We start from the raw sequence: 16,699 nt of genomic DNA on the forward strand, positions 1-16,699 counted from the left end.
CTTAACTTGATTGATGCGGGAAGATCAGGTGGGGCCAAATGTTGACCGTCTATAATTGCATCGTGCACGAGCACGATCTGAGGTTGGTCGCACTTGCGGCGCTCATCTGCGGAATTTCCTCTTTCTCGGCGGTCAATCTTCTTCGCCATGTCGAGCAATCGACCAGTCGAAATCGCTACGCATGGCTGTTGATTGCAGCCACGGCGACCGGATTCGGTATCTGGGCGACACATTTCGTCGCCATGATCGCCTTCACGCCGGGAATACCCAACGCCTATAACGCGGAGCTTTCCGCGCTTTCGCTGGCCGCCTCCGTAGTTCTGACAGCGGCCGGAATGTGGATCGCCACCATCCGCGGCGGCATTGATCACTATCTTGTCGGCGGCGCCGTGCTCGGCGTCGGCATCGCCGTGATGCACTATACCGGCATGGCGGCGTTCGAGGTCCAGGGCAGGATCGTCTGGAACGAGCTGCTCGTCGCTCTTTCGCTGGCGGCGGGCGTCACGCTTGCCGCGCTTTCGCTGCTCGTCGTGCTTTGCCGCCCGTCGACGCTTACGACGATCGCTGCCGCCGTCTTGCTCACACTGGCCATCTGCACACTGCATTTTATCGCCATGGCGGCGGTCTCGATCTATCCGGACTCCTCGATAGAGATCTCAAAATTCACCATCGCGCCGATGTCGCAAGCCTTTGCCGCTGCGGCGGCAAGCCTGGTCATTCTGGTGCTCTCGGCCGCGGCGCTCCGCATCGACCTGCGGTTCCGCCGGCATCAGGCGGAAGCGCAGCGCATGCACGGCCTGGCCAACGCGGCGGTCGAGGGGCTGATCGTTTGCGACGGCAGCCGCATCGTCAGCGCCAACGACAGCATCGCGGCGCTGAGCGGCATCGCGCCCGGCACGCTGAACGTGATGACGCTCAGCGACCTCTTCGGCGAACGCGTTGCCTCAGCCATCGCCGGCGGCAGCGGTCAGGCGCAGGAAGCCGAGCTGCGCAGCCAGGACGGCACCCGCATTCCGGTCGAGCTGATCGCCCGCAGCATCGACTATTGCGGCAAGCCTCACGACGTCGTCGCCGTCCGCGACATGCGCGAGCGCAAGAAGGCCGAGCAGGAGATCCTTCGCCTGGCGCATTTCGATCCGCTGACCGGGCTTGCCAATCGCCGCAGCTTCACCAGCCGGCTCGAGGCCGAGATCGCCACGGCGAGCGGCAAGGACGGGCAGCTCGCGCTGATGCTTCTCGATCTCGACCGCTTCAAGGAGGTCAACGACCTCTTCGGTCATGCGGCCGGCGATGCAGTGCTGCAGAGGGTGGCGCAATGCGCTTCGGGCGTGCTCCGCCATGGGCAGATGCTCGCCCGCCTCGGCGGCGACGAATTCGCCATCATCGCGCCGAACCTTCCCGACCCGCAGGCCGCCGGCCGTATCGCCGAGGCGGTGCTTTCCAAGCTGCGCCAGGAAAGCCAACTGTCGCCCGGCGGCGAGCTGGTGTCGGCAAGCATCGGCATTGCTCTTTACCCGCTGGATGCCGACGACCAGGCGGCGCTCGTCAGCCATGCCGACACTGCGCTCTACCGCGCCAAGGCCGAGGGCAAGGACACTTATCGCTATTTCGAGGCTTCGATGGGTGCCGAGACGCGCGACAGGCGCGCCATGGAGCACGATCTGCGCCAGGCGGTTGCGCGCGGCGAGTTCCGGCTGGTCTATCAGCCGCAAAAGGAGATCAGCAGCGGCAAGATGATCGGCTTCGAAGCCTTGATCCGCTGGCATCATCCGGAGCGCGGCAACATCCCGCCGTCGGTCTTCATCCCGGTCGCCGAAGACAGCGGCGCCATCGCCCAGATCGGCGAATGGGTGCTGGCGACGGCCTGCGAGGAAGCCGTGCGCTGGAAAACTCCGCTGACCATCGCCGTCAATGTCTCCGCGGTGCAACTCCACAACCCGAATTTCAGCCGCAAAGTGCACGAGATCCTGCTGCGTTCGGGACTTCCGGCCGGACGGCTGGAGCTTGAAGTGACCGAGACGGCCCTTATCAAGGATATGCCCCGGGCGCTGGCGACCCTGCGGCAGGTCAAGGCGCTTGGTATTCGCGTCGCGATGGACGATTTTGGAACCGGCTATTCATCGCTTTCCAATCTCCGCGCTTTCCCTTTCGACAAGATCAAGATCGACGGCTCCTTCATCAAGTCGGTCGACAGGAATGGTCAGGTCGCGGCCATCGTGCGCGCCGTGCTGGGGCTGGGGCGCGGCCTGGGCCTGCCTGTTCTGGCCGAAGGCGTCGAAACGCTGGACGAATTGCGCTTCCTCGATGCCGAGGACTGCGAGATCGGCCAAGGATACTATCTCGGCAGGCCAGGCCCGATCGAAACCTTCAGCGAGCTGACCGGCGTGCCGGCGGCGATGGATGCTGTCGAGGCCCGCGGCGGCCGCATCCTCATGCTCGAGCCCGCCGCCGCGCGCTCAGCTTGACGGACCGAGCGCGGCTTCCACCAGTCGCTTGGCGTCGGGACTCGACCATTCCGCCGGTCCGTTCATATGTGCGATCAGGCAGCCTTCGCCGTCGATCAGCATCGTCACCGGCAGGCCAAGCGCCAGCCCGCGCGTCTTGGCCTCGTTGAACAGGCCCATTGTCGCATCCCGGTAGTAGCCGAGCGTCTCGATGCCGATCTCCTTCAGGAACTTTTTCGGCTTGGCGTCATCGCCGGTGTCGACATTGACCGCGACGACCTCGAAAGTGTTGCCGCCTTTTTCCTTCTGCAACGCATCGAGCGCCGGCATTTCGGCGCGGCAGGGCGCGCACCATGTCGCCCACAGATTGAGCAGCACCGTCTTGCCGGCATGGCCGGCGATCGTCGTCGGCTTGCCGTCGGGTCCGTTGAAGGCGAGTCCCTTCAGCGATTGCGGCGGATCCGCCGGCTGCAGTGCCGCGACCTGACCGACGGCCTTTGCCGCAACCTGCTTGGCCCGTTCGGCCTTCGCCTTGCAAGCGACGTCGTCCTTGCCGGTGCTGGCCGCGGCAACCTGATCCGGCGCGTTGTTGCCAGAACCGCTCTCGCTGACATATACCGCGACCGCGCCGGCCAGCACGCCCGCTACAAGCGCGGCGAGGATGAGGCGCGGGGCCGGGAAGAATTTATTGCCGTCTGCCATTTTCTTAAAAACTGCTCCGGAGCACGGGTTATAGCGATGAGCGACAAGAAGGCCAGCAACCAGATGTGGGGCGGACGTTTTGCCTCGGGTCCGGCCGCGATCATGGAAGCGATCAACGCATCGATCGCCTTCGACCGCAAACTCTACGCGCAGGACATCCGCGGCTCGATCGCCCACAGCGAGATGTTGGCTGAAACGGGCATTATTTCGGCCGCCGATCAAGAAAAAATCGCTCACGGCCTGAACACGATCCTGAAAGAGATCGAGGCCGGGAAATTCGAATTCTCGACCAAGCTCGAAGACATCCATATGAATGTCGAGGCGCGTCTGGCCGATCTGATCGGGTCGGCTGCCGGCCGCCTGCATACCGCCCGCTCGCGCAACGATCAGGTGGCGGTCGATCTGAAACTTTGGGTCAAGGAGGAATGCCAGCGCGTCGCCCAGGCGCTGAAGGACCTCATCGGCGCCTTTCTCGAGCGCGCCGAGGAGCACGCCGCGACGGTAATGCCCGGCTTCACCCATATGCAGGCCGCGCAGCCGGTGACCTTCGGTCATCATTGCATGGCTTATGTCGAGATGTTCGGCCGCGATCTGTCACGTGTCCGCGACGCCATCGAGCGCATGGACGAAAGCCCGCTGGGCGCCGCCGCGCTGGCCGGCACGAGCTTTTCCATCGACCGCCATATGTCGGCGAAGGCGCTCGGCTTCCGCGAGCCGATGCGCAATTCGCTGGACAGCGTGTCGGACCGCGACTTCGCGCTCGAATTCCTCTCGATCGCCGCGATCTGCGGCACGCATCTGTCGCGGCTGGCCGAAGAGATCATCATCTGGTCGACGCCGCAATTCGGCTTCATCCGGCTGTCGGATTCATTCTCCACCGGCTCCTCGATCATGCCGCAGAAGAAGAACCCCGACGCCGCCGAATTGGTGCGCGGCAAGACCGGCCGCATCAACGGCCATCTGGTCGGGCTGCTGACGGTGATGAAGGGCATGCCGCTGACTTACGGCAAGGACATGCAGGAGGACAAGGAATCGGTTTTCGACGCCGCCGAGACGCTCGACCTGATGCTGGCGGCGACCGCCGGGATGGTCCGCGACATGACCGTCAACGCCATCTCCATGAAAAAGGCCGCCGGTGCCGGCCATGCCACTGCCACCGACCTCGCCGACTGGCTGGTGCGTAATCTGGGCCTTCCCTTCCGAGAGGCCCATCACGTCACCGGCCGCGCCGTCGCGCTCGCCGAGGAGAAGAAGGTCGGCTTGGAAAAGCTCTCGCTGGAGGACCTCCGCTCGATCCATTCCGGTATCACCGACGGCATCTTCTCCGTGCTTGCCGTGCAGAATTCGGTGAAGAGCCGGACCAGCTTCGGCGGCACCGCGCCGTCGGAGGTGAAGAAGCAGATCCGCTATTGGAAAAAGCGGCTCGCCAAGGCGTGATGCCGGGATGCAATGCGCCGAAAACTCGGCTAAAAGCGCGGCTGGACAAAACAGTTTCGAACGGATGGATAAATGACCCGAGGCAGGATTTTGATGACGCTCGCGCTGCTGGCGGCGGTTGTCACCGTCACGGCCTGCGGCAGGAGAGGCGGCCTCGATACGCCTTACGAGGCTGCCGTGCAGGCGCGCAAGGATGCGGAGCGAGCCAAACAGCCGCTGCCGCCCGAGCCTGAGAAACCGGTCAAGGACAAGAAGTTCATTCTCGACCCCTTGCTCTAGAGCCGAGGAGATCATCCGATCTCATCGCGCTCCAATTTTCGGACCTCTCCCCGTGAACCATTTCGACTACCGCGACGGCGTTCTCTACGCCGAGGATGTGGCAATCCCCGGCATCGCCGCCAGCGTCGGCACGCCGTTTTACTGCTATTCGACCGCGACCCTGACCAGGCATTTCCGCGTCTTCAAGGAAGCTTTTGCCGGTCTCGACGCGCTGGTCTGCTACGCCATGAAGGCGAATTCCAACCAGGCCGTGCTGAAGATCCTGGCAAGACAAGGCGCCGGCGCCGACGTGGTGTCGGAAGGTGAACTGCGGCGCGCTTTGGCCGCCGGCATCCCCGCGAGCAAGATCCTGTTTTCCGGCGTCGGCAAGACCGCGCGGGAAATGGACTTCGCCCTCAATGCCGGCATCCTCTGCTTCAACGTCGAGTCCGAACCCGAACTCGAACTGCTGTCGGCGCGCGCCACAGCGCTCGGCAAGGTGGCACCCGTCTCGCTGCGCATCAACCCGGACGTCGACGCCAGGACCCACAAGAAGATCTCCACCGGCAAGGCCGAGAACAAGTTCGGCATCCCGTGGCAGCGGGCGCGCCAGGTCTATGCCCGCGCGGCGGAGCTGCCGGGCATCAAGGTCACCGGCATCGACACCCATATCGGCAGCCAGATCACCGAACTGCAGCCTTTCGACGACGCTTTCGCGCTGCTGGTGGAACTGGTCGGCGTGCTGCGCGCCGACGGGCATTCAATCGAGCATGTCGATCTCGGCGGCGGCCTCGGCATTCCGTACCGCGTCGACAACAGTCCGCCCCCCTTGCCCGACGCCTATGCCGAGATCGTGAGGAAGCATGTCACCCGGCTCGGCCTGAAGGTGATGTTCGAGCCTGGCCGGCTGATCGTCGGCAATGCCGGCATCCTGGTCTCGGAAGTGATCTATGTGAAGGAAGGCGACGCCAAGAACTTCCTCGTCGTCGACGCCGCCATGAACGACCTGATCCGGCCGACGCTCTACGACGCCTTCCATGATATCAAGCCGGTGGTGCAGCCGCCGGCTGCCACGCCGCGCATGACAGTCGATATCGTCGGGCCGGTCTGCGAGACAGGCGATTTCCTCGGCCTCGACCGCGACCTCCCCAGGCTGAAGGCCGGCGACCTCATCGCCGTCGCCACCGCTGGAGCTTACGGCGCCGTGCAGGCCGGCACCTACAACACAAGGCTGCTGGTGCCGGAAGTGCTGGTCGACGGCGACCGTTTTCACGTCGTGCGGCCGCGCCCGACCCATGAGGAGTTGATCGGGCTGGATTCATTGCCCGAGTGGCTGAAATAGAAGCACGAGGGTCCCGCGCTCAAAGGAGCAAGCCATGCTGGAGACTGGAGCTATCACGCGCGGACGCATCGCCGCGGTGGAACCGCACATCCGCCCGTTCGTCCGCCACACGCCGGTGCTGCGCGTCGACATGGCTGACTTCGGCCGGCCGGCCTTTCCGGTCGATCTGAAGCTCGAATGTCTGCAGCATTCCGGCTCGTTTAAGGCGCGCGGCGCCTTCACCAACCTGCTCGAGCGGCAGGTGCCCGCAGCGGGTGTGGTCGCCGCCTCCGGCGGCAATCATGGCGCCGCCGTCGCCTATGCCGCCATGAAGCTCGGGCACAGGGCCACCATCTTCGTGCCCGAGGTCAGCCCGCCGGCAAAGCTCGAGCGCATCCGCGGCTACGGCGCCGAGTTGGTGGTCGGCGGTGCGCGCTATGCCGAGGCGCTGGCTGCCAGCGAGGATTTTGCCGAACGAACCGGCGCCCTGCAGATCCACGCCTTCAACCAGGAAGAGACGCTAATCGGCCAAGGCACTCTCGGGCTCGAGATCGAAGCCGATCTGCCGCAGATCGACACACTGCTTGTCGCGGTCGGCGGCGGCGGCCTGATCGGCGGCATCGCCGCCTGGTTCGCTGGCCGCATCCGCATCATCGCCATCGAGCCCGAGGGCGCGCCGACGCTTCACCGCGCCTTCGAAGCCGGCAAGCCGGTCGATGCACCGGCCGAGGGCATCGCCGCCGATTCGCTGGCGCCGAAGCGCGTCGGCGAAATGATGTTCCCGATCGCGAAAGCTTTCGTCGAGCGCTCGATCCTGGTCAGCGACGACGACATCGTGGCGGCGCAGAAAGCGCTCTGGGACCGGGCGCGAATCATCGCCGAGCCGGGCGGAGCCGCTGCCTTTGCCGCGATGCTTTCCGGCCGCTACGTGCCGGCTCCCGGCGAGCGCGTGGCTGTCCTGGTCTGCGGATCCAACACGAATCCCGCGAATTTCTGATCGTAAAGGCGGCGAACCCGCCACAGATTTTGGAACCCGCCTCGCCTTCGCCGTGTTTGGTGTTATCCTCTGCTCATGAGGTCCGGGCGATCCTGCCCGGGCAGGAAGGGCCGATGACGGAACGACCCATTTCCAGCGGCGAACGCGGTCTGGCCGGGCGCCTTGCCTTGAGCCGGCTGGCGACGCGGGCCTCGATGATCTTCGAGCGCGGCTGGCCGTTGCTGTTGCCGCTGGCGGTGGTCGCCGGCCTGTTCCTCAGTGTCTCGTGGCTGGGCTTGTTCCAGCGCCTGCCGGATCTGGCGCGGATCGGCCTCCTGATCCTCTTCTCCATCTCGGCGCTCGCCGCGCTCTTTGCGCTGCGCTTCTTCCGCATTCCGTCCGCCGCCGAGGTCGACCGGCGCATCGAGGCAGCGAACGAGCTGCTGCACAGCCCCGTGCAGGTGCAGACCGACCGGCCGAGCGGCGCGGACAGCCTCTTCTCGCAGGCGCTGTGGCGCGAGCACCAGAAGCGCATGGCCGAGCGGCTCTCCGACCTGGGCGGCGACAGGCCGCGCACAAGCGTGCCGGATTACGACCGCTGGGGCCTGCGGGCTGTGGTGGGGCTGCTGTTCGTCACCGCTTTTGCCTTCTCGTTCGGACCTTTCGGCGGCAGGATCAGCGACGGCTTCGTCGCCAGCGCCGTGCGCGATAGCGTGCCGCCGCGCATCGATGCCTGGGTGACGCCGCCTTCCTATACCGGCAAGCCGCCGCTGTTCTTGACCGCCGACGTCAACCAGGCCGCGCAGGTCTTCAGCGTCCCTGAGGGCAGCGACGTCTCGCTGCGCGTCACTGGCGGAACCGGCGAAGAAACGCTGAGCTATGCCGACGCGAACGGCAATGATCGCGCCATCGAGCCGGTTGCGCCGAAGGGCGCCACGCCAGCCGCGGCACAGCCGGGGTCCCCAGCCGGGCTCAAAGTGCGCCAGTTCTCCGGCAAGCTGAACAACAACGGCACGCTGCGGCTCAAGACCGGCGAGGACGATCTCGGCCACTGGGCCTTCGCCATCATCCCGGACAAACCGCCGACGATCCGTTTCGTCGGCGAGCCCAAGCGTGCCGTCAATGGCGCCGTCGAGCTCAACTACCAGATCGACGACGACTATGGCGCGGCCTCCGCCAAGGCCGTCTTCGAGCTGTCTGAGCCGCCGCCGGCCAGTGCACATCCGCTCTATGGCCCGCCCGACATGCCGCTGACGCTGCCGCGCCGCGGCGGCAAGGCGAACGCCGCCAAGACGACCAAGGATCTGACCGAGCATGTCTGGGCCGGCAGCACCATCAAGCTGACGCTGACCGCCACCGACGATGCCGGCCATACCGCCACCAGCGAGACCAGGACGCTGGTGATGCCGGAGCGGCCCTTCTCTAATCCGCTGGCCCGCGCTGTGATCGAGCAGCGCCGCCTGCTGGCGCTCGACGCCAACGCCAAGCCGCGCGTGCTCGACCTGATGGACGCGATCACCCTGCGCCCGGAGGATACTTTCGACAACATGTCGCATTACCTCGCGATCATGAGCGCCAGGAGCCGGCTGAAGCTTGCCGAGAACGACGACCAGCTGCGCAACGAGGTGGCTTATCTGTGGGAGATCGCGCTCGGCATCGAGGAAGGCAATCTGTCGGCCGCCGAGCGTCGGCTGCGCCAGGCGCAGCAGGCGCTACAGGACGCCATCAAAAACGGCGCCAGCGACGAAGAGCTCGAAAAGGCGATGAAGGAACTTCGCGAGGCGATGAACCAGTTCCTGCAGGAATTCGCCCAGCGCGCCCAGCAGAACCCGAACGCGCCGCAGATGCAGCAGAACGGTCGGGAACTGCGCCAGAGCGACATCAACCGGATGATGGACGAGATCGAGAATCTCGCCAAATCCGGCGACCGAGACCGGGCCCAGCAGTTGTTGTCGGAACTGCAGGACATGATGAACAACCTGCAGGCCGGGCGCCAGCAGCAGGCCGGCGAGCAGGACAGCGAGATGCGCCAGCAGATGGACAAGCTGGGCGATATCATGCGGCGCCAGCAGGAGATGATGAACGATACCTTCCGCCTCGACCAGATGCAGCGCGGCGATCGGCAGCGCGGTGCAAATCGCGACGAGCAGCTGGGCGAGGATGGCGAGCAGTCGCAGGATGGGCAGAAGCCCGGTGATGACCGCGACCCGCTCGGCCGGCCGAAGCAAATGACGCCGCAGGAATTCGCGGATGCGCTGAAGCAGCTGCAGGAAGGTCAGGGCCAGCTGCAGAGCGAGCTCGACAAGCTGAAGAAGGGCCTCGAAGGCATGGGCATGCAGCCCAATGAGGGCTTCGGCGAGGCCGGCAAATCCATGGGCGATGCCGAGCAGGCGCTGGGCGAAGGCGAGGGCGACGAGGCGGTCGGCCACCAGGGCCGTGCGCTGGAGGCGCTGCGCCGCGGCGCCAAGGAGATGATGAAGCAGATGCAGGCCATGCAGGGCGACCAGGGCGGCAGCGAACAGGGCGGACGTCAGCAGGACGCTGACCGCGACCCGCTTGGCCGGCCGCGCGCCACGAAGGGCCCCGACGACGGCAACTCCGTCAAGGTGCCCGACGAGATCGACGTGCAGCGCGCCCGCCAGATCCTCGAAGCGATCCGCAAGCGCCTCGGCAACGCGCTCAGCCCGGACATCGAGCGCAGCTACCTCGAACGCCTGCTCGAACTGAAATAGCGCCCACACCGGTCACCGCCGACATGCCGAAGCTTGGAACCGTCACCCCGATTCTGCGCATGTTCGATATCGTCAAGGCGCGAGAGTTCTATCTCGACTTCCTCGGTTTCGAGGTCCGCTTCGAGCATCGCTTCGACGACGACGCGCCGCTCTATATGGGCGTCGCCCGCGACGGCTGCGAGCTGCATTTGAGCGAGCATCATGGCGACGGCTCGCCCGGTGCCAATATACGCATCGAAGCGACCGGCATCATTGAGCTGCATCGCGAGTTCAAGGCCAAGAACTACCGCTTCAACAGGCCGGGCCTCGAGACGACGCCTTGGCAGACGAAGGAGGTCACGGTGATCGATCCGTTCGGCAATCGCCTGACCTTTTTCGAAAGAGACTGAGGTAGCGGGCAGCCGCAGGTCGCTCTCGCCACACGCATTGCAGGCCGCGCTGCCTGCCGGTATCGTCATCGTCAAGGGAGAATGGCGATGATCGACTTCTGGTTCTCCATCGGCAGCACCTACACCTATCTTTCGGTGATGCGTCTCGCCGAGGTTGCGGCTGAGACCGGCATCGAGTTCCGCTGGCGACCCTTCAATGTGCGCGCCATCATGATCGAGATGGACAACATTCCCTTTGCCAAGAAGCCGGCGAAGGCCGCTTATATGTGGCGCGACATCGAGCGCCGAGCGGCGATGTACAGGATGGTGCCGAAACTGCCGGCCCCCTACCCGCTGGCCGAGCTCGAACGCGCCAATCGCGTGGCTCTCATCGCGGCGCGCGAGGGCTGGTGCGAAGCCTATGCCCGGGAAACGTACCGGCGCTGGTTTGAAATGGGTGAGCCGGCTGGTAGCGAGCCAAACATTTCGGCTAGCATCGAGAAAGCCGGACAGAAAGCAGAGCCGGTTCTTCGGCGGGCCGACAGCGATGACGCCAAGGCCGAGCTCGCGGCCGCGACGGAGCAGGCCAAGGCGCTCGGCATCTTCGGCTCGCCGAGCTTCGTCGTCGACGGCGAATTGTTCTGGGGCGACGATCGCCTTGAGGATGCCATGCGATGGCTCAAGCAGATGGAGAGCGGACCGCCGGATTGAGCGGACCGTTTCGTACGTCAAAGACTGGCTGTTGCCTGTGCCCGCCTGGTCAGCATGAAAGCCTCGCGGATCGCGTTTTCCATCCCGTCGATCGCTTCGCCCGTCGCCAGCGGATTGCGGTGAAGCACCACATTCGAGGAATCGATGTCGCCGAAGCCGTCGGCGGCGGTCAGTTCGCGGCAATCGGGCGGGATGTTGCTGCGCGAGATCGGTGCGATCGCCAGGCCAGAAGTGACCGCCAGCGTCAGGCCGCCATTGGTGTCGCTGGTGTAGGCGACGCGGTAGTCGAGGCCGCGCTGCTGCAGCGACTTGATCGCGAAGTCCCGACACCAGCCATTGCGGCTGTAAAGCGCGATCGGCACCGGCCGTTCCTCATGCATGTGATGCAGCGTTGACGTCACCCATACCGTGGGATCGTGCATCAGCACATCGCCGCCGGAAAAACCTTCCCACTCGAACACCACCGCAAGGTCGAGTTCGCCGGCCGCAAGCGCCCTCACCTGCGAGTCGGAATGCGCGTAACGCACCGTGACCTCCACGCGCGGGTGGCGTTTGGCGAATTCGCCAAGTGCCCGCGACAAGGTTGACCGCCCGTATTCGGCAGGAATGCCGATGCGCACCAGCCCGCCGAGCGGCGGCGCGACCAGCGATGCCGCCGTCTCGTCGAGCAGCGAGACGATGCGGCGGGCGTTGGTGATGAGCTCGCCGCCGCGGCGTGTCAGCGCCACCCCGCGAGAGCCGCGCTCGAACAGGCTGTCGCCCACCATGTCTTCCAGCTTTTTCATCTGCATGGACACCGCCGACTGGGTGCGTCCGGCCTTTTCCGCCGCCTTGGTGAAATTGCCGGTCTCGGCCACCGCCACGAAGGTGCGCAGGAGGTCGCTGTCGAGGGTGGGCTTCATCGATGCCGCCATAAGAAATTTTGATTTCTGGTATCATTCCAATTCGTTTGCAACATGTCAAACGTCGCAGGATAGTTGCTCTACCCATTGGATATGCGGCCGTGAGATTCGGCAGCGGACCAATTCGAAGAGTCCTCACTCGTGCCCGCTGCCCGAAACGGTGGCGGGCTCTTTTTCACTGGAACGAACATGCAGAACCGGATGGTGCTTGGCATTTTGAGCCTCTGCCTCGGCGTTCTTGTCTTTTCGTTGCAGGACCCGCTGGTGAAGGCGGTTTCGGGCAGCTATCCGGTGACGGAAGTGATGGCGATCCGCGCCCTCGTGGCGCTGCCGATCCTGGTCGTTATCGTCCAGGCCGATGTCGGCCTGACGGCCTTGCTGTCGAAACGAGCGGGCATGCTGACGCTGCGCGGCTTCATCCAATTCAGCTCCTACACCGTCTACTATCTGGCGATTGCCGCCCTCTCGCTGGCCGACGCGATAGCGCTCTATTTCATGGCGCCGCTCTTCATCATGTTGCTTGCCGGGCCTTATCTCGGCGAGCACGTCTCCGGGCGGACGCTGACGACGGTGCTGATCGGCCTCGTGGGCGTGGTCGTGATGTTGCGTCCGGGCGCCGGATTGTTCGACTGGGCGGCACTGCTGTCGCTCGGCTCGGCATTCCTCTACGGGTTCTCGCAGCTGATGGCGCGCCGGATCGGCGAGACCGAATCCTCGACGGTGATGGCCTTCTACCAGAACGGCGCCTATCTCACCGGCGCTGTGGCGGTCGCCGCGGTGTTTCATCTTGCCGGCATCACCCATGCGGGCCACCCGAGCCTCGACTTCCTGGTGCGGCCCTGGGTCTGGCCGGCGCTGCCGGACTTCCTGAAGATGGCGGCCTGCGGCTTCGTTGCCTCCGCCGGCATGATCTTGCTGTCGCAGGCCTACCGGATGGCGCCCGCCAACCGGGTCGCAACCTTCGAATACACGGGCATCCTCTGGTCGCCGCTGTGGGGCTTCCTGTTCTTCGCCGAGGTCCCGCGGTCAACGACGGTGCTGGGCGCGGCGCTGATCATCGGCGCCGGTCTGGTTGCACTGAACGGTGAGCGCCGACGCGGCGCAGCACCTGCAATCGCAGCGACCGGCGATGCCGTCTAAACGATCAAGCGAAGCAGCTTAATGCCCGTCCGACGCGGGCGCGTATTTCGGCAAGCGTGAACGGCTTCTGCACGACGTCGAGGATGATGCCGTTCAATTCCTCGGCGCGCTCGCGCTGGTCGGCATAGCCGGTCATCAGCATGATCTTCATGGCCGGAAACTGTTTTGCCGCCGCGGTCGCCATCTCGATGCCGTCCATCTCCGGCATGCGGATATCGGATACAACGAGATCGTAGCTGCCGCGCTGCTGGCGGATCAGGGTGAGCCCCTGCGCGCCATCGGCGGCGATGGTGACACTGTGCCCATCACGCTCCAGCGCGCGGGCAGCGAGGGTGCGGACGGATTCATCGTCCTCGACGATCAAGAGCTTTGCCATGCCGAGATAGATGCCGCCGAAACGTTGACTTTTTCTGAAAATTTGAAACGTCTATGCGGCCTCTTTCGGCGCGACCTTACTTGTCGCCTTTCACGACCCCGACAAACGGCAATTCCCGGAAAGCATGCGCGACGTCCATGCCGTAGCCGACGACGAAGTAATCGGGGCAGTCGAAGCCGACATAATCGGCGTTGAGCGTGGTCTGGCGGCGCATGCGCTTGTCGAGCAGCACCGCGATGGCGCAGCTCCTGGCGCCGCGCGACAGCATCAGGTCGCGGGTGAAGGAAAGCGTCTTGCCGGATTCGAGGATGTCGTCGATCAAAAGAACGTCGCGGCCGGCGACCTCGTTGTCGATGTCGCGCAGCACCTTGACCTCGCCGCTTGTGGTGCCGGCGCCGTAGCTGGAGATGAAGATGAATTCGACCTCGGGCGACAGGCCGACGTCGTGCATGGCGCGGATAAGATCGGCGGCAAAGACGAACGAGCCTTTCAGGATCGATATCACAAGCAGGTCGTGATAGTCGCGCCCGGCGATTTCCTTGGCGAGCTCGAGATTGCGCCGGGCGATCGCCGACGCCGAAAACAGGACCTCGATGTCCTTGCCGCGTACAACTGGCATAGCTTTTTCCTTCAGAATCGCCTGCAACGCCGGAAGGGCTAGGTTCATCAATATTCAGGTCAGGCCGAACCCAAAATAGCGGGTTCCGAGAACCGGTGCAGAGCGTACTCAAGCACGTGAGCACCTAAGCGCAGGAAACCACTAATTGCAGGCCGGCATCACCTGAATATCGATGCACTTACCCGGCGAAGGTGACCGATACGGCCTTCACGCCGTTTCTAGGGACATCGAACCGGCTGGAAAAGCCGAATCTTTCGCCGGGCGCCAGCGAGCGGTTGGATGTCCCCAACCTGTAGCGGATGACATTGCTGGCATTGTCGGTGACGCGGATCTCGAGCGGCGGCAGCGACTCCGCCCGTACGCCGTCATTGGCGGCCTCGCCGTCGATGAACAGGATGGGCTTCAGCCCCGAGGCATCGATTCGCGACGTCACACCGGAAATGCTGAGCGCGCTTGCCGGCTGCGCAGCCGCCCAGAAGGGGCTCTGACGCACCAGGGCATGTCCGCCCGACACCCAGAAAGCCACGAGTGCGGCGCCCACTCCGGCGGCCCAGAAGATTGGACCGCCACGCGAGGCCGGCCGCGCCGGCGCAGCCTCCGGTTTGCGCAGCATGCCCATGCCAGCGATGGATGGCGTCGAGGGCGCTTGCGGCGGCAACGGCGCCGCAATCGGTTCCGAACGGGCGGCGAATCGCGGCAGCACCACATAGTCGGCATCGACGACATCGGTGTCGAGGATGACGCGCTCCGGCGCGGCCTTTGTCGCCGTGCCGGTCATGATTTCGCCGGAAACAGAGCGCGCGGTTCTATCCTCAGCCATTGGCCCCAGTGCAATCTTCGTTGCTTTTGGGTAAACGCAAATGGTTAACGCTTCCCCACCGGAACTGCTGTGAAACGTCGAAAGCGCGCAGAAATTAACCAACGATTAACCATGCCGGCCGATGGTCTTGGCAGAGAACAGGCTGGCGGGATGCCGCCTAAGGTTTCAGGTCGCCGAACGTGATCCGCTTCGAAAATGTCGGCCTCCGCTATGGCATGGGTCCGGAGATCCTCCGCGACATTTCCCTGCACATTCCGGAGCGCTCCTTTCAGTTCCTGAGCGGCCCCTCGGGCGCCGGCAAGACCACCTTGCTGCGCCTGCTTTTCATGTCGCTGAAGCCGACGCGCGGCCTGATCACCATTTTCGGCAAGGATCGTTCGCGCATCTCGCGCGGCGAGTTGCCGCTGCTCAGGCGCCGCATCGGCGTGGTGTTCCAGGATTTCCGCCTGCTTGACCACATGACCACTTACGAGAACGTGGCGCTGCCGTTGCGCGTGCGCGGGCGCGAGGAGGCGAGCTATCGCACCGACGTCACCGAACTCCTGAAATGGGTTGGCCTCGGGGAGCGCATGCATGTGCTGCCGCCGGTGCTGTCGGGCGGCGAGAAGCAGCGTGCTGCGATCGCGCGCGCGCTGATCGAGCAGCCGGAGATCCTGCTTGCCGACGAGCCGACCGGCAACGTCGATCCGCCGCTCGCGCGCCGGCTGCTGAGGCTCTTCATCGAGCTCAACCGGCTCGGCACCGCCGTGGTGATCGCAACCCACGACCTCGGCCTGATGGAGCAGGTCGATGCCCGGCGCATGATTCTCGCCGGCGGAAGGCTGGACGTCTATGACTGAACTTCCGGCCGATCACCTGCGCGAGGAAGCCGTCGAGACGACGGCTGCCGTTCGCCGGGTTCAGCGCAAGATGGCGCCGATCGTGCCGGCGCAGAACATCGCCGGCCGGGCGCTGGTGCTGGTCATCGCCATCATGACCTTCCTGTCCTGCCTGACCTTCGGCGCCGTGACGCTGGTGCGCGACACCGCCTCGGTGTGGGAGAACCAGATCTCGCGCGAGGCGACGATCCAGATCAAGCCCGTCGAGGGCCTCGACATGGAAGCAGCCCTCGCGCAGGCCTCTGAAATCGCCAGCGAGTTCCGGGGTGTGAAGGGTACGAGGATCGTCGACCGCGATGCGACGGCGCGCCTTTTGGAGCCGTGGCTGGGCACCGGCCTCAACATCGATGAACTGCCGGTGCCGCGCCTCATCGTCGTCACCATCGACGAGGCCAATCCGCCCGACTTCGCGGCCATGCGCGCCGCGATCACGCCCAAGCTGCCGAGCGCCGCGCTCGACGACCATCGCACCTGGGTCGACCGGCTGGTCGCCATGGCGCATACGACAGTGACGATCGGCTTTGCCGTTTTGGCGCTGATATTATCGGCGACGGTGCTGACGGTGGTGTTCGCCACGCGCGGCGCCATGGCCGGCAACGGCCACATCATCGAGGTCCTGCATTTTGTCGGCGCCGAGGCCCGCTTCATCGCGCGCGAATTCCGTTGGCATTTCCTGGTCACCGGCATGAAAGGCGCCGCCGCCGGAGGTGCCGCCGCTATCATGGTCTTCATCGTCTTTTCCTGGTGGTCGTCGCGCAACATGGCGACGCCTGAGGCCGACCAGGCGACCGCGCTGTTCGGCAATTTCGCGATCGGCTCCACCGGCTATCTCGGCGTCGCCCTGATGGTGCTGGTGATCGGCGCGCTGACCGCTGCGACCTCGCATGCCACGGTCGTCGCCTATCTCAGCGAGATCGACATCCGGCAGCCGGAGGCGGTCTGATCATGACGCGTAGCCAAGGGTGGCGCGAATGCAAGAGGTGGCAAGTTGGGTTTCCAATGCGATCCGGACTCC

16 protein-coding genes are annotated in these 16,699 nt (G+C 64.8%); 11 read left to right on the plus strand and 5 right to left on the minus strand.

Features of this window, described 5'->3' with window-relative positions; all coding sequences use genetic code 11:
• The first annotated feature begins 38 nt into the window (after positions 1–38).
• Positions 39–2,465, plus strand: coding sequence for an EAL domain-containing protein (locus tag A9K66_RS01720; RefSeq protein WP_067319106.1), 2,427 nt, complete (start codon positions 39–41; stop codon positions 2,463–2,465).
• Here A9K66_RS01720 and A9K66_RS01725 read toward each other — a convergent pair.
• The gene (locus A9K66_RS01725) at positions 2,457–3,146 is read right to left on the minus strand and encodes a TlpA disulfide reductase family protein (RefSeq protein ID WP_067319108.1); all 690 of its coding nucleotides are present in this window, start codon (positions 3,144–3,146) and stop codon (positions 2,457–2,459) included. The genes A9K66_RS01720 and A9K66_RS01725 overlap by 9 nt on opposite strands.
• A 36-nt stretch (positions 3,147–3,182) precedes the next feature.
• Between A9K66_RS01725 and argH the strand changes: the two genes are divergently transcribed.
• The 7 genes from argH (at position 3,183) to A9K66_RS01760 (ending at position 10,949) form a co-directional block, all read left to right on the plus strand.
• Complete coding sequence (gene argH / locus A9K66_RS01730; RefSeq protein WP_067319110.1) at positions 3,183–4,583, plus strand: argininosuccinate lyase; 1,401 nt, start codon at positions 3,183–3,185, stop codon at positions 4,581–4,583.
• Positions 4,584–4,655: 72 nt separating this feature from the next.
• Positions 4,656–4,862 carry a lipoprotein gene (locus tag A9K66_RS01735; protein WP_067319112.1) on the plus strand — a complete coding sequence of 69 codons (207 nt, stop codon included), beginning with the start codon at positions 4,656–4,658 and terminating at the stop codon, positions 4,860–4,862.
• Between the two features lie 52 nt (positions 4,863–4,914).
• A complete protein-coding gene (gene lysA, locus A9K66_RS01740; RefSeq protein WP_067319114.1) occupies positions 4,915–6,183 on the plus strand; it encodes a diaminopimelate decarboxylase in 1,269 nt (422 codons plus the stop codon).
• Positions 6,184–6,217: 34 nt separating this feature from the next.
• Complete coding sequence (locus A9K66_RS01745) at positions 6,218–7,159, plus strand: threonine/serine dehydratase (RefSeq protein ID WP_067319117.1); 942 nt, start codon at positions 6,218–6,220, stop codon at positions 7,157–7,159.
• A 113-nt stretch (positions 7,160–7,272) separates the two neighbouring features.
• Entirely contained in the window at positions 7,273–9,870 is a 2,598-nt protein-coding gene (locus tag A9K66_RS01750; RefSeq protein ID WP_067319119.1) for a TIGR02302 family protein, read from the plus strand.
• A gap of 23 nt (positions 9,871–9,893) precedes the next feature.
• Complete coding sequence (locus A9K66_RS01755) at positions 9,894–10,259, plus strand: glyoxalase superfamily protein (RefSeq protein ID WP_067319121.1); 366 nt, start codon at positions 9,894–9,896, stop codon at positions 10,257–10,259.
• Between the two features lie 87 nt (positions 10,260–10,346).
• Positions 10,347–10,949, plus strand: a complete 603-nt coding sequence (locus tag A9K66_RS01760) for a 2-hydroxychromene-2-carboxylate isomerase (protein WP_127240090.1) — start codon at positions 10,347–10,349, stop codon at positions 10,947–10,949.
• A 17-nt stretch (positions 10,950–10,966) separates the two neighbouring features.
• Here the strand turns inward: A9K66_RS01760 and A9K66_RS01765 are convergent, their stop codons facing one another.
• On the minus strand, positions 10,967–11,851 hold the full coding sequence (locus A9K66_RS01765; protein WP_067319655.1) for a LysR substrate-binding domain-containing protein: 885 nt from the start codon (positions 11,849–11,851) through the stop codon (positions 10,967–10,969).
• A 189-nt stretch (positions 11,852–12,040) separates the two neighbouring features.
• Here A9K66_RS01765 and A9K66_RS01770 point away from each other — a divergent pair, with 189 nt between their 5' ends.
• A complete protein-coding gene (locus tag A9K66_RS01770; RefSeq protein WP_066990236.1) occupies positions 12,041–12,991 on the plus strand; it encodes a DMT family transporter in 951 nt (316 codons plus the stop codon).
• A gap of 4 nt (positions 12,992–12,995) precedes the next feature.
• Here the strand turns inward: A9K66_RS01770 and A9K66_RS01775 are convergent, their stop codons facing one another.
• The 3 genes from A9K66_RS01775 to A9K66_RS01785 form a co-directional block, all read right to left on the minus strand.
• Complete coding sequence (locus tag A9K66_RS01775) at positions 12,996–13,367, minus strand: response regulator (RefSeq protein WP_067319126.1); 372 nt, start codon at positions 13,365–13,367, stop codon at positions 12,996–12,998.
• 76 nt (positions 13,368–13,443) lie between these two features.
• Entirely contained in the window at positions 13,444–13,986 is a 543-nt protein-coding gene (gene hpt, locus A9K66_RS01780) for a hypoxanthine phosphoribosyltransferase (RefSeq protein ID WP_067319657.1), read from the minus strand.
• Between the two features lie 178 nt (positions 13,987–14,164).
• On the minus strand, positions 14,165–14,806 hold the full coding sequence (locus A9K66_RS01785) for a hypothetical protein (RefSeq protein ID WP_067319128.1): 642 nt from the start codon (positions 14,804–14,806) through the stop codon (positions 14,165–14,167).
• 179 nt (positions 14,807–14,985) lie between these two features.
• Between A9K66_RS01785 and ftsE the strand changes: the two genes are divergently transcribed.
• Positions 14,986–15,645 (plus strand): cell division ATP-binding protein FtsE, encoded by a 660-nt coding sequence (gene ftsE, locus A9K66_RS01790; protein ID WP_066990245.1) that lies wholly within the window; start codon positions 14,986–14,988, stop codon positions 15,643–15,645.
• On the plus strand, positions 15,638–16,627 hold the full coding sequence (locus tag A9K66_RS01795) for an ABC transporter permease (protein WP_067319130.1): 990 nt from the start codon (positions 15,638–15,640) through the stop codon (positions 16,625–16,627). The genes ftsE and A9K66_RS01795 overlap by 8 nt, the downstream gene beginning before the upstream one ends.
• The last annotated feature ends 72 nt before the right edge of the window (positions 16,628–16,699 follow it).

Source organism: Mesorhizobium sp. AA23 (assembly GCF_001672435.1).
In the GTDB taxonomy this organism is placed as follows: Bacteria; Pseudomonadota; Alphaproteobacteria; order Rhizobiales; family Rhizobiaceae; genus Mesorhizobium.